The organism is Halovenus aranensis (genome assembly GCF_900100385.1).
In the GTDB taxonomy this organism is placed as follows: Archaea; Halobacteriota; Halobacteria; order Halobacteriales; family Haloarculaceae; genus Halovenus; species Halovenus aranensis.
This window is the reverse complement of the sequence record NZ_FNFC01000001.1, coordinates 65656-87830: the sequence shown is the minus strand read 5'-3', so window position 1 is coordinate 87830 and position 22175 is coordinate 65656. Positions and strand designations below refer to the sequence as shown.

Genomic DNA, 22175 nt, shown 5'->3' with positions numbered 1-22175 from the left:
TCGTCCAGGTCGGAGTGAAACCGGGCTCGCTTGCTACCGAAAGTCAACAGTGATAGCGCAGTGTGAGCCGACAGCCCACCCTTATCTGAGGACTCTCACAACAGGTCGTTCGTGTAGAGGTCGGCGACTGTCACTTCGCTGGCCGGAATGTGGTCGCCGTCGATAGTGGTCAGAATCTCTTCGTCGGCAAGCCACTCGACAAATGCCGTCCAGCGCTGTGTGTTCATTTCTCCCCACGTGCCGTCGTCGGTGAGGTAGTTATCGGCGAGCCGACGCTGACTCTCGACGAGGAAGTCCTCGTCGTCGAGTGTCTCCGGTCCTTCGGCGGCTTCACCGAGAATCTGAGCGGCCTCCTCGGGATGGTCGGCGGCGAACTCGTAGCCACGGCCAGTCACCTCGAGGAATCGGCTGATATCCTCGCCGCGCGTCTCGATTATCTCAGGCCGGGCCAGCATTACCGGCGTGTAGCCGTAGGGTACCCCGTAATCGTCGAGGTAAAACGGCGTCAGGTCGATACCGTCGCGTTCGGCCAGCACCCCCTCCCAGGGCATGAACACCCAAGTGGCGTCCGCGTCGCCGTCGACCAGCGTGTTCCAGATGCCAAGCTTCGGCGGCCTCGTAACCTCGATATCGCCGTCACCGCCGTCGTTTCTGACGAGTTGCTCGACGATGTGGTCCTCGAAACGGGCGTCGTACGAGGCGTACGTCTGCCCGTCGAGGTCTGCAGGCCGGTCGATGTCGCTGTCACCGAGTGCGACGATTGCGCTCGTGTCTTGCTGGCAGACGGCGGCGATGGCTGTCAGCGACTCGTAGTCAGGATGGGTGTGATAGCTGAGTGCGCTCTCTGACGGCGCAATTGCGACCGTCGACTCGCCGGTCGCAACCCGTTTGGCAGGCGTCTGGTCGTAATCGTCCTCAGCGGGGGACCGAACTGTCACGTCCAGTCCGGCGTCGTCGTAGTACCCCTCAGAGTCGGCGACGTAGATTCCGGTATGGTTGGTGTTGGGCGTCCAGTCGAGTGCGAGTTCGATAGCAGACATCGACGGTCGTTCGGGCGCGGCGGTTATAATCGGCAGGTATGAGTCTGTGGTACCGGCTACTGGCGCGTGCGCGCCGACCCGGGAAGACTTTGAACGAAGCCCACGAACGGGAGACATGGAGCAGGTTTTCGCACCGTGGCGCATCGACTGGGTCGAGCGCAGCGATAAAAACGAGATGTTCGAAGACTGTGTTTTCTGTGAACTGCCGGACTACGAGGGCGACCGCGAGAACCGCCTGCTTGCGCGTGGTGACCGTGTGTACGTACTGCTTAACAACCACCCTTACAACCCCGGTCACGCGATGGTTATTCCCCACCAGCATACCGGGCGCTATCGAGACCTTGGGCCGGAGGTCTTGCTCGAAATCGACAGGCTGCTCCAGCGGACGCTGGACGCGATGGACGAGGCGTTCTCACCAGACGGGTACAACGTCGGATACAATCTCGGCGGAGACGCCGCAGGCGGTTCGATTGACGACCACCTGCACGCCCACGTCGTCCCGCGGTGGACCGGTGACACCAACTTCATGCCGGTCATCGGCGAGACGAACGTCATCGTCGAGGCCGTCGACGACACCTACGGACGGCTACACGACGCCCTCACCGCACAGAACGGAACGACGGCTTCAGACGACCAGTCAGCAGTCGTCATCAACAGCCAGCGGGAGTGACAGGCACGAACAGGAGAACCAGCGAAAAGTTAGATAGTTAACAGACCTCGTGTCGTCGCCAGAACAGCCCGATGCAACCGAACTCACCGTCGTTGTGGATGACGCCGCCCCGGATTTCGACAGGGAGCGTCTCACCGTCACTGGTCGATACCGTCGCCTCGACGTGGAACGTTTTACCCGGAGTCCGGTCGAACTCTGCCAGTTCTCGGAGACGCGCTTCGTCTTCGGGTCCGCTGGCCAGTGCTGTCGGGACTCTCCCGGCGAGTTCTCGCCGACAGTAGCCCAGTATATCAGCAAGACGCTGATTGACAAACACAAATTCGCCGTCTTGGACGATAAACACGCCGGCAAAGTTCTGTTCGACGAGCGTTCGGTACCACGACAGCGCGTTCCAGACCTGCTGTTGGGTGCGGTACTGGTCGACAGCACGCTGGATGCGGTCGGCCAGTATCTCGTACTGGTCGCTTCCGACGCCCTTCTGCATGTAGTCAGTCGCGCCGGCGGCGAACGCCTCACTCGCGACATCCTCCGCCCCCTTGGCAGTAAAGAGGATAAACGGAAGGTTCGCGTGCGTCTCGCGAACGATATGGAGGAGTTCGATACCGTCGGTGTTCGGCATGTCGTAGTCGCTGACAACACAGTCGAACTCCTCGTTTTGCAGTAACTCGATGGCCTCGACTGCGTTCGTGGCTGTCATAACCGAAAACGCCTCGTCTGAGCCTTCGAGATAGGTTTTCGTCAACTCGGTGAGTTCCGTGTTGTCGTCCACATAGAGGATGTGGACATCGTCGTCGTCGGCCCCGGCCAGCGGAACGGGAACCTCGATAACGTCTTCGACGGAGTCGGGAACGTCCCCCCGTAAGACTGGCCCTTTCTGGGGCGGTGACTGTGAGAGACCGTGCAACATTGCTCGCGGGATTTCAATACCCTCTGTCTGAACCATGGGAACTAATTGCGGGGAACCGGGTTGTCCTCTATTCGCATGCGGGCGATTATAACAATTTCCCTGCACAATCCCACCATACCGACAGGACGATGACGATTCGAAGCCGACCACTAGTGACAAGTTTTTGACTATATACAATTCTCTTCCATGAATGCGATGTTATCTATGTTGTCGAAGTTAATACAATTACGCTACAGTAAGAAAACATAAGAAATAATTAATAATCAACCACTCGGCATTCGAAATGAATCATGTCCGATTCAACCATCGCGGCGTTCCTCAAGGAACACCCGCGCATGCTCGGCGTACTGTTCACACTGAGTGTCCTGATGACGCAGGTTGGTAGTGTTGCGGCAAATTCAAACGCCATTACCGGACCATAGACAGTTTTATCCAGTTGGTACACTTTCTCCTATGTCCTATTCAGTCGACAGCGGAGCGTAGTATCACCACTATTGCTTACTGGACGCCGCCGTTTCAGTTAATTCGTTCAGGTCAATGTATACCCCTTCTTTCGTTTGTATTGGAACGGGTTGCAAGGTGACAAACTCTTTTAATTTTTTGCGCGAAATGGTGATGTCTTCTAGTATTCTGGATGCTAAACTATAATCATCAACAGTATTCAAAAAGGGAGTGAATATAGTCCCGAGTCTGGCTTCTTTATTAACATATGACATTATTGATATTTCAGCATCGTTCTCAATTGAATGCAAATCTACAAGAAATGGAACCATACCAGGTTGTTGTGTTATCATTATCTCTCCGGTTCCGACAATAATATATTGACCACCGAGGGCACTCTGCTCACGTGCAATAGAGAGGGATGTGTCAAGCGGAAAGCCGGCGTTCAATAGATAGGCGACCGTTTCCCCAATTTTTATTGCTTCTTCATTTATTATATCATTCAGTGTAACAATCCCACCAACAGCACCCGCATTAATTAAATTTAGTCCCTGTCGATACGAGCTACAGGCATTCAGCATGAACGCGTCTATGCCGGTCGAATCGAGCGTCGCTGCATCAAGCATCCCATCGCTGCACTTGAAACCCTCTTCTTCGATGTGGCCGACGTAGTGGAGAAAGCTGTGGTCGTCGCTGAGAGTGGCACGGAGTTCAGCAACAGAAAGGTCATTGCGGACCGAAATATCGAACGGTAGGTCGTCGCGGTCGCCGTACACTTCGTTAGCGATGTCGCCTTCTTCGTTCATCCGGTCGTCGTTGACGAGGATAGTGATAGAGATATCGCCGTCGACTTTCTCCCGTTCGAACCAGTTCTCGAAGGCCTGTTTCGTCAGCTTTGTCGCTCCTATCGGGATGCCATCGCCAATCCAGGCCTGTTCGAGCGAGTCGGTTGTCGCCGGCTCGACGTACCGCTCCTCGTTTTCCTCAGTCCGTTCAGTGGTCGCCCGAGTCGTGCCTGTCGCCGTCGAACGGGTAAGCGTCCCACCTCGGGCAGTCTGTCCTCCCGAGACGTTGGCGGGTCCTTCGCTTGCGTCGAGGGTCTCGGGGATACGGACGAGCGAGAGGTCGTTGACAACGTAGGGAAGTTGTTCGATCGACGATGGCTCCGGCCGGACGTGTGTGGTCAGCCGCCACGTCGGAATGCAGTCGTCGATTTTCTCGTACGGGACCGAGAGATATACCGCAACCTGTTCAGAGAGAGGACGGCTGTACAACGAGGCGAAATCGAGACCGACGCGTTGTTCGATGACGTTTCGTTCGTGGAGTTCGATGTTGTATAGCCCGTCGACGCGGGTGACGCAGTCGAGCGTGAACAGCTGTTTGAGCGTCCGTGCGACGCCGTCCTCCAGGCCGTCCGGTTGGTCGAGCGCGTATGCGAACCCGCCGTCGGTCACCAGCCGCGGCGCAGTGCCGGGCTGGAGTTCGGCACCGAGATAGTACGCCAGCGGCGCAGCCGTGAAGATAGCCTCGTAGGTCTCCGGTATCTCGATTCGAACGTCGGTTTCCGGGGGTTGGACAACCGCGGGAACATCGAGCGTGTCCCCGATTTCGATGCTCGGGGGGTGCCCACGGAGCGTCGGGTACGACCGCTCGGGGCTCTGTGACTTGAGCGCCGACCCGAACGTGCTGACGGCAGCCATCATGTCCCGCGGGTCCTCGGTCGTCGTGACCGTCGCCGCCGGCCGTTCGTGTCGCGACCGGACGCCGACGCGCACGACTCTCGCCTGTCCGAACGCAATTTCTTTTTCGAGCAAGTCGGATGTAATCTCTATAGGCCCCTCAACCTCGATATACGTCTTAATCTGTGCACCAAGTTCAATGATATACTCGCCGTCAGCGACGGACTCCTCCTCGAGATGTCCCACGTCAGCAATCATGCCGCCCGCGTCGTCCCGCAGACAGATACTCACTGTCGCTGGAACCGAAAGCGTCCGGGCCGTCATTTCGAACGCATTCGAGACAGGGAAGTGGAACGCATCGGAGTCTGTGGGCGTCGGGGAGACAGAGCTATCGGTCCAAAGCTGGTAGCGCAGCCGCTCGAGTTGGTCGATAACCTCGACTCCCGGTGGGTCGTCGAGAACATCGAGCGCCAATATCGTACCGTCCATGAAAATCGTTGTCTGCCCTCAATTACGGTGGGACGACAAAAAAGATACTGCCGGCTACATGTTCGTACGAAGATATGAAAGCCCGGGAGTGAAGCAGAATAACGGACCAAAAGGAGTTTTTCGCCCGGGACGTAGCACACCTGTATGAATATCGGTGTCATCAGCACGGCGAATATCGGCCGTAAACGGGTTATCCCAGCTATCCAGAAGACGGGGGCGACGGTACGGGCGATTGCTTCGCGCGACGGGGCTCGTGCCGAGGAGGTCGCCAACGAGTTCGACATCCCCGACGCATACGGCTCTTACGAGGAGATGCTCGACTCCGACAGCCTCGACGCGGTCTACAACCCACTCCCCAACAGCCTTCACGCCGAGTGGACGAAACGGGCGGCCGATGCCGGCCTGGACGTACTCTGTGAGAAGCCTCTCGCTGTCGATGCCGACCAGGCCCGCGAGATGGTCGAGTACTGTGCCGGGCGCGGCGTGACGCTCATGGAGGCGTTCATGTACCGGTACCATCCCCGAACCGAACGAGCCGTCGAGATTGCAGACACCTATCTGGGAGAGATTCGGCGCGTCGACGCGCAGTTTCACTTCCCGCTTCCAGACAGGTACAACGTCCGCCTCGACCCCGACCTCGCGGGCGGGAGTCTGATGGACGTTGGCTGTTATGCCGTCACAGCGGCCCGGCTCTTTCTCGGCGAGCCGGAGTCGGCCTACGCGACGGCCGTCGACCGCCGTGACTGTGGCGTCGAGACGAGTATGACTGGACTCCTCCAGTTCGCTGGCGGTCGAACCGCGACTATCTCCGCCGGGTTCGACGAATCCGTCCATCGGTACACGGTCCTCGGTACCGACGGGCGTCTCGACGTTGACCGGGCGTTCGTTCCCGACGGCGAGACGACACTCCGGTACACCGTCGACGGCCGTACCGTCGAGGAGACCTTCGACCCGGTCGACCAGTACCAGCTCGAAGTCGAGGCGTTTATCGAGGCAGTCGAATCCGGTGACCCGCCCCGGACCGACGGCGAAGACGCAATCGAGACGCTGCGCGTCGTCGACGCGCTCTACGAGAGTGTCGAGCGCGGCGAGCCGGCGTCGCTCTAGCTTGGGTTTATTTTGTCGTCGTCCTATCTCGGAGTATGGCGCTTCCAGCAGGCATACACGCCCTTCCGCAGACGGTCGAACAGGGGGAGCAGTCGACGGCAGTCCATCCGGCCGCAGTCGAGACGGGAGACGGCGTCCTCTTGGTCGACACCGGCTTCCCCGGCCAGTCCGGCCAGCTCGAATCGGCGCTGGCCGACGCCGGGTTCGACTGGGAGGCGGTCACCGGAGTCATCCTCACACACCAGGACGGCGACCACGCCGGCTCACTGGCAACAGTCGTCGAGAAGACCGACGCAACCGTCTACGCACACGAGCGCTGTGTCCCCTACGTCGACGGTCGGAAAGACCAAATCAAATCACCGGACTGCGAGCGATACCCACCGGCGGAGGTAGCCGTCGAGCTCGTCGACGGCGTGACGTTTCGGACGGTTGCGGGCCCGATGGAGGTGCTGTTCACGCCCGGGCACACACCCGGGCACATCTCGCTGTATTTCCCCGCTGAATCGTTCCTCCTCGCCGGCGATGCACTCACTGCAACAGACGGCAGACTCCGGGGACCGAGCGAGCGGTACAGCCTGGAGATGGACGAGGCACTCGACTCGGCCCAGGCGCTTGCCGACCGTGATATCGACCAGGTCCTGTGTTATCACGGTGGGCTCGTCGCAGACGGGGACGACCACATCGCACGACTCCTCGACGGGTTGCGCTAACCGCTGTCGGGGTGTGCCGATAGCCGGCCGCTACCGGCGTAGACGAGCAAGAGTATCCCGAGTATGCTCGACACGTCGATGAGAAGCGCCGGCACAGATAGTCTGCCCTCGCCGAAGACACCGGCCCCAATGAGGAAGAGGGCGACCACGGATGGAACGGGGTTGGCGACCAGTTGGCCGAGAAACGCCCGGAGCCCCCAGTAGCTCGCGACGACTGGCGCAGCGAGTGTCTCGCCGAGTGGGCGGTTCCCATCTGGATTCTCGGCGCGCTCGAAGCAATCGAACGCCTCGTCTGAGACGGTGTGTAGCTTACCGGTGTTGATTCGGTGCCCGTCAGCGTCGCCGACGTGAAGCAATTTTACGTCGTCTTCTGTGGTCCCAACGACGCGATAAATACCAGCCGGGAGGGTGCCTTCAGCCGGCCGGTAGTGCTCGTAGATTGCTGGCTCTGTCATCGCGTTTGTCAGCAGTTGTGTGCGGCTCGATTTTATTCTATCGCACGGCACACTCGGTGTCGTAGTCATATCCGAACAGCAAACTACCTCCGTTCGGAAGTGGCCGTATGGGCGCGCAAGCCAATCGTCGGTGTGTCGGCGTAAGTGAGAGACAGCGCTCACGCCACGCAGTCTCGCTTTCGCATCACAGCCCGATTGCCGACGCTGACAGCGACCTGGGTGAGGGCAGATGAGTGTCGAGCCGACGGTCCTCGTAATCGGGGGTGGGGCGACGGGAACTGGAATCGCACGCGACCTCGCACTGCGCGATGTCGACGTGATGCTCGTCGAGCGTGGCGGCCTGGGAAGCGGAACGACAGGGCGCTCACACGGCTTGTTACACAGCGGCGCGCGCTACGCCGACTCCGACGCGCAGGGAGCGAGTGACTGTCTCGCCGAGAGTCAGACGCTTCGCGGGATTGCCGGCGAGTGCATCCGCGAGACCGGTGGTCTGTTCGTTCGCCTCGACAGCGACGACCCGGAGTACTTCGACGCGAAACGACGCGCGTGCGAGAAAATCGGAATCCAGACCGACCGCCTCGACGGCGATACAGCACGCGAGCGTATCCCGGGTCTCGCCGACTCGGTCGCCGAGGCATTCCGTGTTCCCGACGGAGTCATCTTCCCGTCACGGCTCGTCGCGGCAAACGCGGCCGACGCCGCGGCACACGGTGGGACAATCTGCCCGCAAACCCCGGTTGCCGAAATCGACGTGGGCGCTGGCGGCGTCGAAACGGTCCATCTCGGCGGCGCGGCCGAGAAAAGTGTGACACCAGACTGTGTTATCAACGCGGCAGGCGCGTGGGCCGGCGAGATTGCGGGGATGGCAGGCGTCACTGTCGGGATGGCTCCGAGCCGTGGCGTGATGGTCTCGCTGGAATACGACAGGCTCGACCCCGTATTGAACCGCTGTCGAGAACCAAGTGACGGCGACATCCTCGTCCCCCACAACGGAGCGGTCGTCGCCGGAACGACGAGCGTACCGGTTTCTACCCCGGATGACTACGAAACCGCCGAGTGGGAAGTCGAGCAGACCATCGAGGAGTGTGCTGCGATGGTGCCTGCGGTTGCTGAGGCGACAGAACGCCGGCGATGGTGGGGTGTCCGTCCACTGTACGCTCCAGACGAGACGGGGACAGACCGGCGCGGCATCTCACGCGGGTTCACGGTTCTCGACCACGGTGAAGACGGTGTCTCGAATTTCTACAGCGTCGTCGGCGGAAAACTGACCACCTACCGGAAGATGGCGGCAGTGACGAGTGACCGCGTGTGCGAGTACCTCGGCGTCGACGAGCCGTGTACGACGGGAGAAAAGCAGTTACGCGGCGCAGACGACCCCGAGCGCCTCGATGCCTTCGTCGACAGATACGGCGGCCCCAATCCGACAGACACCGACGTACACGGGACGAGCGATTGAGCCGAGCAAAGAGCCAGAACCCCCTGCTAGCGGACCTTCCGACGGAGCGATGCCGAGACGACCTCGCTGATGATGACGATTGCGAGAATAGCCAGCAGTATCGTCAGCACGCGCTGCCACTGGAAGAAGTTGATTGCCGTGTTGAGTTCGACGCCGACACCGCCGGCACCGACGAAGCCGATAATCGTCGAGGAGCGGACGTTGATGTCCCACCGGTAGGTAGAGACGCCGATAAACGCGGGCTTAATCTGTGGCGCGATGCCGTAGATGGCCACCTCTATCGGGTTCGCGCCGGTCGCTTTCATCGCCTCCACCTGTCCGGGGTCGATTTCCTCGATTGCTTCGGCAATCAGCTTCGAACAGAAGCCAATCGAGCGGACAGCAATCGCCAGGACGCCGGCGAGAACCCCCGACCCGAAGATGATGACAAAGAGCAGGGCCCAGATAATCACGTTCACCGACCGGGTAAATGAGATGATGAACTTCCCGAGGGCAAAGCCCAGTTTGTTCGGCGTCGTGTTCGAGGCTCCCAACAGCGCCACCGGAATCGAAAGAACGACCGCGAGTGCCGTCCCAAGGACCGCGATATGGACCGTCTCGATGAGCGGCCCGATTATGTCACCGGTATAGGACGTGTCTGGCGGATACATCCGGGTGACGAGGTCCATGAACTCCGTCGGCGCTGACTCGATGTAGTTGTAGTTGACATCGAGCACCCGCCAGGACGCTGCTGCCACAACGAGGGTTATCAGGACGAGCACGTACCTGCCAAGTCGCTGTCGTGGCGTTCGTCGCTCCCATGAAGCGTACTCTTCGGTCATTGTATCCTGCTCCTGATGTATGTACTGACGAGTTCGCCGAGTACGACCACGGCCACGATTGCGAGAACAATCGTCAGGAAGAAGTCGTAGTCGTACTTGTCGAAAGCGTTCAGTAGTGTCGAACCGATGCCGCCGGCGCCGACGATACCGACGATGGTGCTGTGTCGGATGTTGATGTCCCAGCGATAGATTGTCAGTCCGATCGCGCGGGGCAGTACCTGCGGAACGACGCCAAACAGCAGCGTCTGTGTCCGGTTCGCGCCGGTCGCCTCGATTGCTTCCTTCTGGCCGGTGTCGATGTCTTCGATTTCTTCGGCCAGCAGTTTCGACCAGAAGCCGACCGTCTTGTACGACAGGGCGATGACACCCGCGAGCGCGCCGATTCCGACCGCCTTGACGGCGACGATGGCGACAATGAGTTCGTGGAAGGCACGCGAGACGGTAATCAGGCCGCGACCGAGCCAGTAGACCGGCCTGGGTGCGATATTCTCCGCGGCCATGAAGGCGACGGGAATCGAGATGAAAACCCCCACTATCGTCGCGACGACGGCCATCGCCATCGACTCGACCATCCCTTCGACCAGCAGGTCTCGTTTAAACGGCGTGACCTCCGGTGGGACCATACTCGTGACCAGTCCGGCAGCGGCGTCCCACCCCTCGACCATCCGGTCGAACGAGATGCGCATACTCCAGGCACTCCATAGGAGAAAGCCGACGATGGCGAGATAGACCGCCCACTTCACGTAGTGGTTGTAAAAGGCGGTCGGCCGCCGCCATTCGCGTCGCTCCGGTTCTGTCGTTGCCATATTAGCCTCTCCTGATTTCGCTCGCCTGCGACGGCGTTTCAGGCGGTTCGTCTGATTCAACCTTTCCGGCGGGGCCAGCACCTGCGGGAATTTCCTCGCCGCGGTAAATCTGGCCTTTGGCCGTCTCGTCGAGTTCAGCAGGTGTCCCCTCGAAGACTAAGCTCCCCTCCCGGAGACCGGCGATGCGGTTGGCGTACTTCTCTGCCAAATCGACCTCGTGGATGTTTATGAGCAGCGGGATGTCGTCTTCGGCGGCGATTTCGGTGAGCAAGTCCATCACCGCCCGAGAGGTCTCGGGGTCGAGACTGCTGGTCGGCTCGTCGACGAGCAGAATCTTCGGTCGCTGGAGAATTGCGCGTGCGATACCGACCCGCTGGCGTTGCCCGCCGGATAGCTCGTCGGCTCGGTTGTTCTCGTGGCCGCCGAGACCGACGCGGTCGAGCACCTCGTAGGCCCGTTCGATGTCCTCGTCGGCGAAGTTTCGCCGGAACGCGTTCCAGGTACTCGTATATCCCAGCCGCCCGGAGAGAACGTTCTCCATGACGGTCAACCGCTCGACGAGATTGTACTCCTGGAATATCATACCGATATCCCGGCGTGCCTCCCGGAGGCTCTCGCCCGAGAGGTCCGTTATCTCGACGCCGTCGAGGACGACACTCCCCTCACTGGGTTCAGTCAGTCGATTCACACAGCGGATGAACGTACTCTTGCCGGCCCCGCTTGGTCCGATCATCGCGACAGTCTCGCTACCGGTCACATCCAGCGAGACGCCGGTCAACGCCTCCTCGCCTGACGAATAGGTCTTCCGTAGGTCTGTTACAGAAAGCATGAACGATGGAATCCTGATATGTTGTTTACAAATCACCTAACGAACCTGACACTCACATTACTCCGAGAGGTTGCCGGTCTCGTATGTGACATCGAGGCTCTCCTGAATCTGGAGGATGATGTCCCAGACCGTCGCGTAGTCGATTTCGACCCAGGTCCCGCGCCCTTCGAACTCCTCCGCGATGGCGGTGTCTTGATAGTCGTAATCGAGGAACGCGGCTCGTACGCCCTCCTGAATGTCTGGGTGCAGCGTGTTGACATACGAGAAGGCGGTTGTCGGGAACGGCTCGGAGGCCCAGATGCACTTGATTTTGTCCGGGTCAATTTGGCCGTCACGGATGACGCGAGCGATACAGGTCGAACAGACCGGCGCAGCCTCGTAGTCGTCGTTTGCGACGCCGAGGGAACTCTGCTGGTGTCCGCCGGAGTAACTCACCTTGTAATCTTCCTCGGGCGTGACTCCCTGATTGGCAAACAGCGCACGGGGGGCGAGATTGCCGGAGTTCGAGGAGGGGTCCGCGTGTGCGACGTTTTGTTTTGGCTTGCCAGAGAGGTCCTGCAGCTTGCCGATTTCCTCGTTGTCGACCTGTGTAATTAGCCAAAGGCGGTAACCAAAGGACCCACCTTCGCCGTCGATCTGGACGCTGAACGGAACCGCGTTAGCGATGTTGACCGCGTACGGGACCGACCCCGTCGAGAAGCCGGCGAGGTGGAGCCGCTCCGAGCGCATCGCCTCGACCTGTGCGGCATAGGAATCGAGCGAGGCGTAATTCACTTTCTTGCCGGTTTCTTTTTCGATGTTGTCGAGCAGCGGTCGCAGCGTGTCCTCGTACACCGTCGGGTCCTCGGTCGGCGTCAGCGAGAACTCGAGGGTGTCCGGGTTAAGCAGCTTACCCTCGTCGTCGGGCGTCTCAGCCACCGGGTTCCCGTACCGCGGCTCGTCTCGCTGATTCTTCCGCATGCGTTCGAGGTCGGCCATGGTTCCAGTCTCGAACCCAGCTTCGAGCAGCGTACTCGCGAGCTGTGGGAACTGCGGGTCGGCCGGGTCGAACTCCGGATACGTCGATGGGTCGGTGTGGTCCGGGGACCCGTCGCCACCGTCGCTGCTATCGCTTCCATCACTGTCGCTACCGTCACTGCCATCGCTTCCATCACTGTCGCTACCGTCGCTACCGTCGCTGCCATCGCTTCCATCGCCGTCGCTGCCGTCGTCTCCGTCACTGCTGTCACTTGTACAGCCAGCCAGTGCCAGTGCGCCGAGTGAGGTTGTGCCAGCGAGCACACGCCGTCGGGACACGTGCTCGAACACACGATTATTGTCGGATGTCACGGGAGAAACCAACGGCAGGGAGGGTATTTTGTTTTATATTTTTTGTATTTATTAATAAGAGGTCACTGACGTATCTGTTGCTAGCTATACCGATATATAGCACTCGGAACCGACAGACGGGGCGTAGTTCCGGCTGACACAGCACTGCTGGCAGACTCACGGCGACAGCGGCGATTCAGACGTAATTGTCACTCTAACATAAATAATTCGGTCCGGTCGACGACGCGAAGCATCGTATCAGTCGAACGCAGTCTCAACGGTCACACGGAGGGGCCAGCGTCTGGGCAACCGAAACGGGGCCGAATAGAAAAAGCCAGGGGCCGGATTTGAACTACGCCCACGTCGCTCGTGGTCTACTTCGAATCCGGCCTATCGGCTCTTTGCCCTCACGTTTGTTCGGACAAAAGAGCCAGGGGCCGGATTTGAACCGGCGGGGGTTCCGCTCTGCAGGCGGATGCGTTGGGCCAGACTCTGCCACCCTGGCGCAGTCGTATCTTTTTTGCTGGATTGCTTAAGCCCATCGGAGTTATTCGACTGTCACCGTGAACTGCTCCGAGGCACTCTGCCTGCTTTCTCTGTAGACCTAACGAGTCCGGAACGGACAACATTTAATCCCCGGCGGTCTATCCCGACTCAATGACACGCATCGACGTTATCGACAACCACGGGCAGTTCACGCACCTCGAACAGCGTGCGCTCCGTGACATGGGCGTCGACGTTGACCTCGTGGACAACGAGACGCCGCCAGCGGACATCGACGCAGACGGGCTCGTCCTCTCGGGCGGGCCGGACATCGACCGCATCGGCAACTGTCCCGACTACCTCGACCTGGATATCCCCGTGTTCGGCATCTGTCTCGGCATGCAGATTATCGCCGACGAACTCGACGGCACCGTCGGCTCTGGTGACTACGGCGGCTACGCCGACGTGACCGTCGAAATCACCGACGACGACGACCCGCTCGTCGGCTCGCTCGCGCCCGAGACACGGGTCTGGGCGAGTCACGCAGACGAGGTCAAAGAAGTCCCTGAAGGATTCGAGCGGACGGCAAAAAGCGACGTCTGTGGCGTCGAAGCGATGAGTGACACTGACCGTGACCTCTATGGCGTCCAGTGGCACCCCGAGGTCGCTCACACAGAACGTGGTGAGGAGGTCTTCGAAAACTTCCTCGCACGCTGTGAGTGACCGACGGCCGAGGTGTCTGGTCTCCCGAGTCGGTTACCAGTCGAGACTGCCGCCGCTTTGATACTCTGTCACCTGCGTCTCGAAGAAGTTCTTCTCTTTGTTCAGGTCGACCTGCTCTGACATCCACGGGAACGGGTTGTCGGTCCCGTACTGTTCAGACAAGTCGAGTTGTCCGAGCCGGCGGTCGGCGATGTGTTCGACGTATTCGGCGAACTGTTCGGCACTCATCCCGAGAATGTCGTCTGGACAGGCCTCGTAGGCGTATATCTTCTCCAACTCGACGGCCTCTGTTATCAGGTGAGTTACCTCTTCGGCGAACTCGTCGGTCCACACGCCGGGGTTTTCGGACCGAATCTGGTTGATGAGGTCGACCCCGAACCCAACGTGGAGCGACTCGTCGCGCATGATGTACTCGAACTGCTGGCCGACGCCGACCATCTTGTTCTGTCGTTTCAGGCCGAGCATCATGGCGAATCCGGCATAGAAGAACACGCCCTCCATGATGACATAGAAGCCAACGAGGTCACGGAGGAAATCACGCAGGTCGGCGTCTGTCTCGATGGTGAACTCGTCTTTATCCAGTACCCGTGTCAGGTCGACCACGAACTCGTCTTTTTCCTGTATCGACGGGACGCGGTCGTACATTCCATAGAGGTACTCGGGGTCGAATCCGAGCGAGTCACAGCAGTAAATAAACGTATCTGTATGAATCGCCTCCTCGTAGGCCTGTCTGAGCAGGTACTGGCGGCATTCGGGCGCGGTGACGTAGTCATAGACCGCGAGAACAATGTTGTTCGCAGTCAGGGACTCGGCCGTCGAGAAAAAGCCGAGGTTCCACTCGACGAGCTGACGTTCGGCGTCTGACAGGGCGTCGCCGTTCCACTGGGTCACGTCGTCTTGCATCGGAATTTCTTCGGGAACCCAGTTGTTGTTCACGCCGGCCTCGTAGTACTCGCGGGCCCAGTCGTAGTCGATCGGTAGTATCTTGTTCGGGTCGTGTGCGGTGTCGTTGTTGATGACTGGCATTGTTACTGACAGGCGTCGCAGGTCGGGTCTTCGACGGTACAGAGGTCGTCCTCGTCGACGGGACGGCCGCCGTCGGATTCGACGGTCTCCGTGGAGTCGTCTGCGCGATGCTGTGTCTTGCCGTACTCGGACATGTCCAGCGTGGATTTCTCTATCTGTGACGCGCCGAGCGTGCGAAGGTAGTAGGTCGTTTTCAGTCCCAGTTCCCAGGCAGTCTCGTAGACATCGGTGAGCAGCGACCCGTCGGTCGACGGGAAGAAGACGTTGTGTGAGACGGACTGGTCAATCCACGTCTGTCGGTGTGCAGTCAGGCGAAGCTGGTGGCGTGGGTCAATCTCGAAGGCACCCCGGTACAGTCGCTTCAGGTCATCCGGAATGGCGTCGATTTCCTGAATCGACCCGTCGTGGTACTTGATGCGGTCGACCAGTTCCTCGTCCCAGAGGTCAGCTTGCTGCAGGTCGTCGACGAGGTGGTCGTTGATGATTGTGAAATCACCCGACATATTCGACTTGACGTAGAGATTCGAATAGAGCGGCTCGATGGAGGGTGTCGTCCCGTTGATAGTCGAGATGGTCGCCGTCGGCGCAATTGCCATCGTGTTCGAGTTGCGCATTCCGTGGTTGTCGATGTGTTCGCGGACGACATACCAGTCGAGTGTCTCCTCACGGTCGGTCGGAATCTCGTGGCCCCGCTGTTCTTCGAGGTGCTCGACGGTATCCTGCGGGAGGAGTCCGCGGTCCCACTTCGACCCCTCGTAGGAGGAGTACGTGCCGCGTTCGGCCGCGAGTTTCGACGAGTTGAGAATCGCCTGGTAGGAGACGAACTCCTGCCAGCGGTTCGCCTTCTCGACGGCCGCGTCGGAGTCCATCGGAACCTCTAATTGCATGAGTGCGTCGTGAAAGCCCATGGTTCCGAGTCCAATCGGCCGGTGTTGCATGTTCGAGCGCTCAGCCTCGTCGGTCGGGTAGAAACAGAGGTCGACGACGTTGTCGAGCATCCGCATCGCCGTCTCGATGGTGTCTGCGAGGTACTCCCGGTCGAGTTCGCCGTCCGAGACGTGGGTTGCGAAGTTGACGCTTCCCAGATTACAGACGGCGTGTTCGTCTGCGCTCGTGTTGAGCGTAATCTCCGTACAGAGGTTCGAGGAGTGAACTGTGCCGACGTGGTCCTGTGGCGAGCGGATGTTACAGGGGTCTTTGAACGTAAGCCACGGGTGCCCCGTCTCGAACAGGCGCGTGAGCATCGTCCGCCAGAGTTCTTCGGCGTCGACGCGCTTGTACTGCCGCAGCTCTCCCTGTTGAGCCCGTGTCTCGTATTCCTGGTAGCGTTCCTCGAAGTCCGCTCCGGTTAGCCCGTGTAGGTCAGGCACCTCATCTGGGCTGAACAGCGTCCACTCCCCGCCGTCTTTGACGCGCTTCATGAACAGGTCCGGAATCCACGCGGCAGTGTTCATATCCGGCGTGCGCCGCCGTTCGTCGCCGGTGTTTCGCTTCAGGTCGATGAAGTCGGGGAAATCCATGTGCCAACACTCCAGATAAGCACACGCCGCACCGCGTCGCTTGCCCGAGCGGTTGATGGCGGAGGTAACGTCGTTGCTGATGCGGAGGAACGGAACCACACCAGTCGACTCGACGCCCGTACTCTCGATGAGCGCGCCGGCCGAGCGAAGGTCCGTCCAGTCGTTGCCGAGGCCGCCGCTCCACTTCGAGAGTTGTGCGTGATGTTTGTACGCGTCGAAAATATCTTCCAGGTCGTCCTGGACGGTCGTGAGATAACACGAGGAGAGCTGAGGGTGTGTCGAGCCGCTGTGAAACAGGGTCGGCGTCGACGGCGTAAACTCTAGCTTCGAGAGTACGTCGTAGAACTCCTTGGCCCGGGACTGCGGGTCGTCTTCCTCGATTGCGAGCCCCATCGCGACCCGCATCCAAAACGCCTGCGGGAGTTCGAGATGCTCCCCGTTTTGCTCGGTTTTGAGGAAGTACCGCTGGTACAGAGTCTCCATCGCCATGTACTCGAATGCCTCGTCCCGGTCGGGGTCGAGGTAGTCGGCGAGGTCCTCCAGGTCGAATCTGTCGACGAGGCGCTCATCGAGGAGGTCCAGGTCGACGGCACACCGGAGGTTCGTGACGAAGGTCTCGCGGTACGCGCGGTCGAGTTCGAACCCGGTCAGGTCCTCGCCGAGTAGCTCCCGGTAGTACCGCTGTCGGAAAACTGCGGCAGCAACGCGTTTGAGCGTCGGGTCACGCTCGATGCGTGCGGTCAGTGCTTGGATGACTGCCTGGTACACCTCGTCGGTGGACGCATCGTCGTACAGGTTGCGGTCGATTTCGGTAACGAGGTCGTCCCACTCTGCCTGTGAAAGCGTTGTCTCTGTGTCGGTCCGTGCTCGGTCGATAACCGACCGGATGTCAGGTGTTGTCGTGGCTTGGTGGCTCATGTGTCTGAGAATCGTCTGTTGCTGGCTCGAAGTCCTCGAGTTCGGCATCGAGGACCGCATCGAGTTCGCGAAGGAACTCGGCTGGCTCAGAGAAGGCCTTATACACCGAGACAAACCGAATGTATGCGACCTTATCCACGTCGCGTAGCCGGTCAGAGACGTACTCGCCGATGAGACTTGAGGCGACGATACGCGTCTCTCGGTCCTGCAGTGTGCTCTCGATGTCGTCGACGAGACGCGTCACCCGCTGGTCGGACACATCGCGTTTCTCGACGGCGCGTTCGACGCCTGCGCGGAGCTTCGAGCGGTCGAACGGTTCGATAGTGCCGTCGCGCTTTTTAACCTGGAGTGAGTCCCATCCGGGACGCTCGTACGTCGTAAAGCGAAACGAACAGCGCTGACACTCACGACGCCGTCGGACGGCAGTGCCGTCGGCGCTGGTCTCGGTATCGACGACGCGTGTGCGGTCGTCTCCGCAGTCGGGGCAGTCCATAGTTGTCACTGGTTGACCCTCCAGCTGTATAACCCTATATATAGGGCCTGTCTCTCTGAGCCGCAACATATGGTGGCGGAGACACCCACTTAAGCATTTCCCAATTAGGTTGATGTAACACAAATATATTTGTATTAGGTCGGTGTCGGGGGATAGAAACATACGTCTCGTCGGGCCAGTTACACAGACAGCATGGAGATAGTCGAAGACAGCCTTTCGGTCCCGGTGGAGTGTTTTCTCGACCGACCGCTGTTTTGCTTTCTCGGTCAGGTCACAGACCGAAAACCCCGCATCTCCCCGCTGTGGTACCTCTGGGAAGACGAGCGTCTCTGGTGTATCGGGGATACGGTCGGTAAGTCGTACATGGAACGCGTTGTGAACAACCCCGAAACTACCGTCGCGGTCGTAGATTTCGATGTGGAGACTGGACGGGTCGAACACGTCGGTATGCGCGGACACGCAGCGGTCACGCCACTGACCGACGACCGGCTGTTCCGGTTGCTCCGGCGATACCTGGGCGAGGAGACCGACGAGTGGGACCCGAGGTTTGCCGACCTCGACGGTGACCGCTGGTCGTTCATCGAGTTCACTCCCGAGACGGTAGTGGCCCGCGACCAGTCTTTCGCCCCGAGTCTCGACCCATGACACGCGTAGAAACACGGCCACCGGTTATATTTGGGTTGCTAGGAGAGAGCAGAACATGCCAATCTACGACCGTACCGCCGCTGAGACGGCCGACATCGTCGGAGAGTACGACCACGGTTTCTCCTGGATTGCGCACCCAGGCGAAGACGGCAGACGCGCGAGTCACGCCATCACCACCGACGACGGAGTCTGGGTACTCGACCCCATCGACGCACAGAACATCGACGACCGCCTTGCGGACCTCGGCGAGGTTGCTGGCGTCGCCGTCCTCTCGTGTTATCACGCCCGCGATGCCGGCGCGCTGGCCCGTCGTCACGACGTTGCCGTCCACATCCCCGAGTGGATGGACCGCATAGAAAAGAGAGTCGACGCACCGATAGAGCGGTACACGCTTGCCCCGGGAACGAATGCGGGCTTTCACGCTGTCTCTTGTCGGCCCTTTCCGGGCTGGCAGGAGGTCTTTCTCTACCACGACCCCACAGAGACGCTTGTCACGCCCGACTCACTCGGGACGACCGAACAAAACTGTATCCGCGGGGAACGCCTCGGCTTGGTGACGCTCTGTCGTCTTCGGCCGCCCACGCAACTCCGGGGTCTGGAGCCAGCGCGCATACTCGTCGGCCACGGCGAGCCCGTCACTCAAGAACCGGCCCCAGCACTGGAGACGGCACTCGATGCTGGCCCCTCCTCGTTTCCGACGGCGTTGCTCGAACACGGCCCCGAGAGCGTCCGAAGTATGCTCGCCGCGCTCGGGTGACCGGCGGACCACGCCGTTGTCACTGCAGGGTTAGTTCAGACGAAAACGCCGAGGGTGAGATTTGAACTACGCGAAGACGTGCTCACTTCGTTTCGCGCGTCTGCTCTCATTCAGATCTCACGCGTTGCTCACCGTTCTCACGTCCGTTCGAACGGAGAAGCGCCGAGGGTGAGATTTGAACTCACGAGTCCTTACGGAGACCTGCTCTCGAAGCAGGCGCCTTGGCCGGGCTAGGCTACCTCGGCTTACCCGTTGGTATCACTGTAGTGTGTTTATTCGTTTCGATTCAAATTATGTCTGGCGCTTGCACCGCCGCGCCGGCAGACCGACTGCACGGGCGGCACACAAATTTTATTACCTGGTTATACAACCTAGTGTTTATGGCAGAGACACAACTTCAGCACGCACGCGAAGGAACGGTAACGTCGGCGATGGAACGTGTCGCCGAGCGCGAGAACGTCGACCCCGAGTTCGTCCGCGAGCAGGTCGCCGAGGGGCAGGCCGTCATTCCGGCCAACCACCACCACGACGCCCTCGACGCGATGATTATCGGCCGCGAGTTCTCGACGAAGGTAAACGCGAACATCGGGGCCAGTGAGACGACCAGCGACCTCGAAGAGGAGCTAGAGAAGCTCCACACGGCGGTTCACTACGGCGCAGACACGGTGATGGACCTCTCGACTGGTGGCGGCGACCTCGACAGGATTCGACAGGCTAACATCGACCACTCGCCGGTCCCGGTCGGGACAGTTCCCCTCTACGAGGCCCGCAGGCAGGTCGACGACGTGGCCGACCTGAGCCACGAACTCCTCCTCGATGTTATCGAGAAGCAGGCCGAGCAGGGTGTCGACTACATGACTATCCACGCGGGAATCCTGATGGAACACCTCCCCAAAACCGACGGTCGGAAGACGGGTATCGTCTCCCGTGGCGGGTCGATTATGGCCCAGTGGATGGAAGAACGCGGGATGCAAAACCCCCTGTACGCGAAATTCGAGGAAATCTGTGACATCTTCGCCGAGCACGACGTAACGTTCAGCCTCGGCGACAGCCTCCGCCCGGGGAGTCTGGCCGACGCCGGCGACGAGGCCCAGTACGCCGAACTCGACACGCTGGGCGAGTTGACACAGGTGGCCTGGGACTACGGCGTTCAGGTGATGGTCGAAGGGCCGGGTCACGTCCCGATGGACATGGTCGCCGAGCAGGTTGAGCGTCAGCAGAGGGTCTGTGACGGCGCCCCGTTCTACGTGCTCGGGCCGCTTGTCACGGATATCGCGCCCGGCTACGACCATATCACCTCGGCAATCGGCGCGGCGATAGCGGCACAGGCCGGTGCGGCGATGCTCTGTTATGTGACGCCGAAAGAACACCTCGGCCTGCCAGAGCGCGAGGACGTCCGTGACGGACTGGCCTCCTATCGCATCGCGGCCCACGCCGCGGATGTCGGCCAGGGGCAACCCGGCGCGCGTGACTGGGACGACGCCCTCTCGGAGGCACGCTACAACTTCGACTGGCGTCGCCAGTTCGACCTCGCGCTCGACCCCGAGCGCGCACAGGCGTACCACGACCAGACACTTCCGGGAGACAACTACAAGGATGCTCGCTTCTGTTCGATGTGCGGTGTCGAGTTCTGCTCGATGCGCATCGACCAGGACGCCAGAGACGCCGGTGACATGGACGAACTCGACGACGAGACCGACCTCGATGCCTCGCCCGCCGCGGAGACGAATGTACCACCGGTAGGAACACACGAGGAAGCCGACGTCCCCGACCAGTCCGAGTACATCGACCTCGGCGACCGCGTCCACGCAGACGACGACTGACCGGAGAGTTGTGGATTGTTTCGCGGAGCTTACGCGCTTTCTCCCACGTCGTCAGAACGCGGAGCGTTCTGAGGACGGCTGAAGCCGTGGGCTTTCGCGCTGTTACCGCTGTGACCCCGCGGCGCACGGACACAAGGGACCTAAGCCTGTCCGCGACAACGATGAAACAATGGACGGCAAAGCGGTGGCTTACGTCCTCGTTCAGACCAGTCGGCCCTCTCAGTTGCTCCTGATTGTGGGAATCTACGTTCTCGGAGTGGTAATTGCGGCCGCCAACGGCGTGACGCCGGACGAGTCGGCAGTCGTCGCTGGCCTGCCCCCGCTCGTGTTCTGTGCGGCGAGTGTTCACTACGCCAACGAGTTTGCCGACGTCGACACTGACGCACAGACCGACCGGACGCCGTTCTCGGGCGGAAGTGGGGCGCTCGCAGAGACTGGACTCGGCCGCACTATCCCGCTGACCGCTGGTCTGGTCTCACTCGTGGCTGGGCTGGCGAGTGCGGTCGGTCTCTGGGTAACCGGTTGGATACCGACCTCGGCGGTCAGCCTCCTCGGTATCATCGTCGTTGCTGGCTGGCAGTATTCGGTTCGTCCGCTGAAACTCGCTTGGCGTGGGTTCGGCGAAGTGACGAACGCGGCACTCGGCGGCGTGGCCCTGCCTGCCTATGGGGCTGCAGTCGTCGGCGGTCCGCTCGGGCGGGTCATACTGGCCTCGGTTCCGTTCGCGCTCGTCGTGTTGTTGAACCTCTTTGCGACCCAGTGGCCCGACAGAGACGCCGACGCCGCCGTCGGAAAGCAAACCCTTGCGGTCAGGTGGCAGCCGCGTATCCTTCGTATTTCCTACGTGGGTATCGCGGTCGCCGCTGGGGTTGCGCTGGTAGCACTGCATACGGTTCCCTCGCCTGCCGTGTTGCCACGGCCGGTCGTTCTCGCAAGCCTGCCTGTTGTTCCGCTGGTCGTCTGGGGTGGATGGGGATACACGCGGCGACACGTTCCCTTGCCGACAGTCGCCGCGATGGTCTCACTCGCGGCATTACAGCTTTTGGGCTGGCTCTGGACGCTGTCGTAG

21 protein-coding genes and 2 tRNA genes are annotated in these 22175 nt (G+C 60.3%); 10 read left to right on the top strand and 13 right to left on the bottom strand.

Annotated features, from left to right (window positions below):
- Positions 1–95 precede the first annotated feature (95 nt).
- Positions 96–1040 carry an ABC transporter substrate-binding protein gene (locus tag BLR34_RS00440; protein ID WP_092698300.1) on the bottom strand — a complete coding sequence of 315 codons (945 nt, stop codon included), beginning with the start codon at positions 1038–1040 and terminating at the stop codon, positions 96–98.
- A gap of 115 nt (positions 1041–1155) precedes the next feature.
- On the opposite strand from BLR34_RS00440, the gene BLR34_RS00435 reads away from it, so the two are divergent.
- Positions 1156–1710 carry an HIT family protein gene (locus BLR34_RS00435; RefSeq protein WP_092698298.1) on the top strand — a complete coding sequence of 185 codons (555 nt, stop codon included), beginning with the start codon at positions 1156–1158 and terminating at the stop codon, positions 1708–1710.
- A gap of 37 nt (positions 1711–1747) precedes the next feature.
- Here the strand turns inward: BLR34_RS00435 and BLR34_RS00430 are convergent, their stop codons facing one another.
- Complete coding sequence (locus BLR34_RS00430) at positions 1748–2653, bottom strand: response regulator (protein ID WP_092698296.1); 906 nt, start codon at positions 2651–2653, stop codon at positions 1748–1750.
- Positions 2654–2907: 254 nt separating this feature from the next.
- Between BLR34_RS00430 and BLR34_RS17465 the strand changes: the two genes are divergently transcribed.
- On the top strand, positions 2908–3039 hold the full coding sequence (locus tag BLR34_RS17465) for a DUF7503 family protein (RefSeq protein ID WP_281240895.1): 132 nt from the start codon (positions 2908–2910) through the stop codon (positions 3037–3039).
- 69 nt (positions 3040–3108) lie between these two features.
- Here BLR34_RS17465 and BLR34_RS00425 read toward each other — a convergent pair whose 3' ends face one another.
- Complete coding sequence (locus BLR34_RS00425; RefSeq protein WP_092698294.1) at positions 3109–5226, bottom strand: hypothetical protein; 2118 nt, start codon at positions 5224–5226, stop codon at positions 3109–3111.
- A gap of 144 nt (positions 5227–5370) precedes the next feature.
- Here BLR34_RS00425 and BLR34_RS00420 point away from each other — a divergent pair, with 144 nt between their 5' ends.
- Complete coding sequence (locus BLR34_RS00420; protein WP_092698292.1) at positions 5371–6333, top strand: Gfo/Idh/MocA family protein; 963 nt, start codon at positions 5371–5373, stop codon at positions 6331–6333.
- Positions 6334–6368: 35 nt separating this feature from the next.
- Positions 6369–7043 carry an MBL fold metallo-hydrolase gene (locus BLR34_RS00415; protein ID WP_092698289.1) on the top strand — a complete coding sequence of 225 codons (675 nt, stop codon included), beginning with the start codon at positions 6369–6371 and terminating at the stop codon, positions 7041–7043.
- On the opposite strand, the gene BLR34_RS00410 is transcribed toward BLR34_RS00415, so the two are convergent.
- Positions 7040–7498 (bottom strand): hypothetical protein, encoded by a 459-nt coding sequence (locus tag BLR34_RS00410; protein WP_176765186.1) that lies wholly within the window; start codon positions 7496–7498, stop codon positions 7040–7042. The genes BLR34_RS00415 and BLR34_RS00410 overlap by 4 nt on opposite strands.
- A gap of 229 nt (positions 7499–7727) precedes the next feature.
- Between BLR34_RS00410 and BLR34_RS00405 the strand changes: the two genes are divergently transcribed.
- Positions 7728–8954: an FAD-dependent oxidoreductase gene (locus BLR34_RS00405; protein ID WP_092698287.1), complete on the top strand. Its 1227-nt coding sequence runs from the start codon at positions 7728–7730 to the stop codon at positions 8952–8954.
- Between the two features lie 26 nt (positions 8955–8980).
- Here the strand turns inward: BLR34_RS00405 and phnE (BLR34_RS00400) are convergent, their stop codons facing one another.
- From phnE (BLR34_RS00400) to BLR34_RS00380, 5 genes are all read right to left on the bottom strand, one after another.
- Complete coding sequence (gene phnE / locus BLR34_RS00400) at positions 8981–9775, bottom strand: phosphonate ABC transporter, permease protein PhnE (RefSeq protein ID WP_092698285.1); 795 nt, start codon at positions 9773–9775, stop codon at positions 8981–8983.
- Positions 9772–10581 carry a phosphonate ABC transporter, permease protein PhnE gene (phnE, locus tag BLR34_RS00395; protein ID WP_092698283.1) on the bottom strand — a complete coding sequence of 270 codons (810 nt, stop codon included), beginning with the start codon at positions 10579–10581 and terminating at the stop codon, positions 9772–9774. The genes phnE (BLR34_RS00400) and phnE (BLR34_RS00395) overlap by 4 nt, the downstream gene beginning before the upstream one ends.
- A 1-nt stretch (position 10582) precedes the next feature.
- Positions 10583–11410 carry a phosphonate ABC transporter ATP-binding protein gene (gene phnC, locus BLR34_RS00390; protein ID WP_092698281.1) on the bottom strand — a complete coding sequence of 276 codons (828 nt, stop codon included), beginning with the start codon at positions 11408–11410 and terminating at the stop codon, positions 10583–10585.
- A 57-nt stretch (positions 11411–11467) separates the two neighbouring features.
- Positions 11468–12718 carry a phosphate/phosphite/phosphonate ABC transporter substrate-binding protein gene (gene phnD, locus BLR34_RS00385; protein ID WP_218120823.1) on the bottom strand — a complete coding sequence of 417 codons (1251 nt, stop codon included), beginning with the start codon at positions 12716–12718 and terminating at the stop codon, positions 11468–11470.
- Between the two features lie 428 nt (positions 12719–13146).
- Positions 13147–13223, bottom strand: a tRNA-Cys gene (locus tag BLR34_RS00380).
- A 152-nt stretch (positions 13224–13375) separates the two neighbouring features.
- On the opposite strand from BLR34_RS00380, the gene BLR34_RS00375 reads away from it, so the two are divergent.
- The gene (locus tag BLR34_RS00375; protein WP_092698279.1) at positions 13376–13924 is read left to right on the top strand and encodes a GMP synthase subunit A; all 549 of its coding nucleotides are present in this window, start codon (positions 13376–13378) and stop codon (positions 13922–13924) included.
- A 33-nt stretch (positions 13925–13957) separates the two neighbouring features.
- On the opposite strand, the gene BLR34_RS00370 is transcribed toward BLR34_RS00375, so the two are convergent.
- Genes BLR34_RS00370 through nrdR form a run of 3 tightly spaced genes read right to left on the bottom strand, consistent with a single transcriptional unit; the run spans position 13958 to position 17881 of the window.
- Positions 13958–14950 carry a ribonucleotide-diphosphate reductase subunit beta gene (locus tag BLR34_RS00370; protein ID WP_092698277.1) on the bottom strand — a complete coding sequence of 331 codons (993 nt, stop codon included), beginning with the start codon at positions 14948–14950 and terminating at the stop codon, positions 13958–13960.
- A 2-nt stretch (positions 14951–14952) separates the two neighbouring features.
- Complete coding sequence (locus tag BLR34_RS00365) at positions 14953–17388, bottom strand: ribonucleoside-diphosphate reductase subunit alpha (RefSeq protein ID WP_245683160.1); 2436 nt, start codon at positions 17386–17388, stop codon at positions 14953–14955.
- Positions 17360–17881 (bottom strand): transcriptional regulator NrdR, encoded by a 522-nt coding sequence (gene nrdR, locus BLR34_RS00360; protein ID WP_092698274.1) that lies wholly within the window; start codon positions 17879–17881, stop codon positions 17360–17362. Before nrdR ends, BLR34_RS00365 begins: the two co-directional genes overlap by 29 nt.
- 192 nt (positions 17882–18073) lie before the next feature.
- Between nrdR and BLR34_RS00355 the strand changes: the two genes are divergently transcribed.
- Positions 18074–18526 (top strand): pyridoxamine 5-phosphate oxidase, encoded by a 453-nt coding sequence (locus BLR34_RS00355; RefSeq protein ID WP_092698272.1) that lies wholly within the window; start codon positions 18074–18076, stop codon positions 18524–18526.
- Positions 18527–18581: 55 nt separating this feature from the next.
- A complete protein-coding gene (locus tag BLR34_RS00350; RefSeq protein WP_092698270.1) occupies positions 18582–19283 on the top strand; it encodes a hypothetical protein in 702 nt (233 codons plus the stop codon).
- Positions 19284–19443: 160 nt separating this feature from the next.
- On the opposite strand, the gene BLR34_RS00345 is transcribed toward BLR34_RS00350, so the two are convergent.
- Positions 19444–19528, bottom strand: a tRNA-Ser gene (locus BLR34_RS00345).
- Positions 19529–19663: 135 nt separating this feature from the next.
- Here BLR34_RS00345 and thiC point away from each other — a divergent pair.
- Both thiC and BLR34_RS00335 read left to right on the top strand, forming a co-directional pair.
- A complete protein-coding gene (gene thiC / locus BLR34_RS00340) occupies positions 19664–21106 on the top strand; it encodes a phosphomethylpyrimidine synthase ThiC (RefSeq protein WP_092698268.1) in 1443 nt (480 codons plus the stop codon).
- 169 nt (positions 21107–21275) lie between these two features.
- Positions 21276–22175: a prenyltransferase gene (locus BLR34_RS00335; RefSeq protein WP_092698266.1), complete on the top strand. Its 900-nt coding sequence runs from the start codon at positions 21276–21278 to the stop codon at positions 22173–22175.

Excerpts from the sequence above, each read along its gene's own strand:
- BLR34_RS00440 (WP_092698300.1), bottom strand. The coding sequence starts at position 1,040 with ATGTCTGCTATCGAACTCGCACTCGACTGGACGCCCAACACCAACCAT.
- BLR34_RS00435 (WP_092698298.1), top strand. The coding sequence starts at position 1,156 with ATGGAGCAGGTTTTCGCACCGTGGCGCATCGACTGGGTCGAGCGCAGC.
- BLR34_RS00430 (WP_092698296.1), bottom strand. The coding sequence starts at position 2,653 with ATGGTTCAGACAGAGGGTATTGAAATCCCGCGAGCAATGTTGCACGGT.
- BLR34_RS17465 (WP_281240895.1), top strand. The coding sequence starts at position 2,908 with ATGTCCGATTCAACCATCGCGGCGTTCCTCAAGGAACACCCGCGCATG.
- BLR34_RS00425 (WP_092698294.1), bottom strand. The coding sequence starts at position 5,226 with ATGGACGGTACGATATTGGCGCTCGATGTTCTCGACGACCCACCGGGA.
- BLR34_RS00420 (WP_092698292.1), top strand. The coding sequence starts at position 5,371 with ATGAATATCGGTGTCATCAGCACGGCGAATATCGGCCGTAAACGGGTT.
- BLR34_RS00415 (WP_092698289.1), top strand. The coding sequence starts at position 6,369 with ATGGCGCTTCCAGCAGGCATACACGCCCTTCCGCAGACGGTCGAACAG.
- BLR34_RS00410 (WP_176765186.1), bottom strand. The coding sequence starts at position 7,498 with ATGACAGAGCCAGCAATCTACGAGCACTACCGGCCGGCTGAAGGCACC.
- BLR34_RS00405 (WP_092698287.1), top strand. The coding sequence starts at position 7,728 with ATGAGTGTCGAGCCGACGGTCCTCGTAATCGGGGGTGGGGCGACGGGA.
- phnE (WP_092698285.1), bottom strand. The coding sequence starts at position 9,775 with ATGACCGAAGAGTACGCTTCATGGGAGCGACGAACGCCACGACAGCGA.
- phnE (WP_092698283.1), bottom strand. The coding sequence starts at position 10,581 with ATGGCAACGACAGAACCGGAGCGACGCGAATGGCGGCGGCCGACCGCC.
- phnC (WP_092698281.1), bottom strand. The coding sequence starts at position 11,410 with ATGCTTTCTGTAACAGACCTACGGAAGACCTATTCGTCAGGCGAGGAG.
- BLR34_RS00375 (WP_092698279.1), top strand. The coding sequence starts at position 13,376 with ATGACACGCATCGACGTTATCGACAACCACGGGCAGTTCACGCACCTC.
- BLR34_RS00370 (WP_092698277.1), bottom strand. The coding sequence starts at position 14,950 with ATGCCAGTCATCAACAACGACACCGCACACGACCCGAACAAGATACTA.
- BLR34_RS00365 (WP_245683160.1), bottom strand. The coding sequence starts at position 17,388 with ATGAGCCACCAAGCCACGACAACACCTGACATCCGGTCGGTTATCGAC.
- nrdR (WP_092698274.1), bottom strand. The coding sequence starts at position 17,881 with ATGGACTGCCCCGACTGCGGAGACGACCGCACACGCGTCGTCGATACC.
- BLR34_RS00355 (WP_092698272.1), top strand. The coding sequence starts at position 18,074 with ATGGAGATAGTCGAAGACAGCCTTTCGGTCCCGGTGGAGTGTTTTCTC.
- BLR34_RS00350 (WP_092698270.1), top strand. The coding sequence starts at position 18,582 with ATGCCAATCTACGACCGTACCGCCGCTGAGACGGCCGACATCGTCGGA.
- thiC (WP_092698268.1), top strand. The coding sequence starts at position 19,664 with ATGGCAGAGACACAACTTCAGCACGCACGCGAAGGAACGGTAACGTCG.
- BLR34_RS00335 (WP_092698266.1), top strand. The coding sequence starts at position 21,276 with ATGGACGGCAAAGCGGTGGCTTACGTCCTCGTTCAGACCAGTCGGCCC.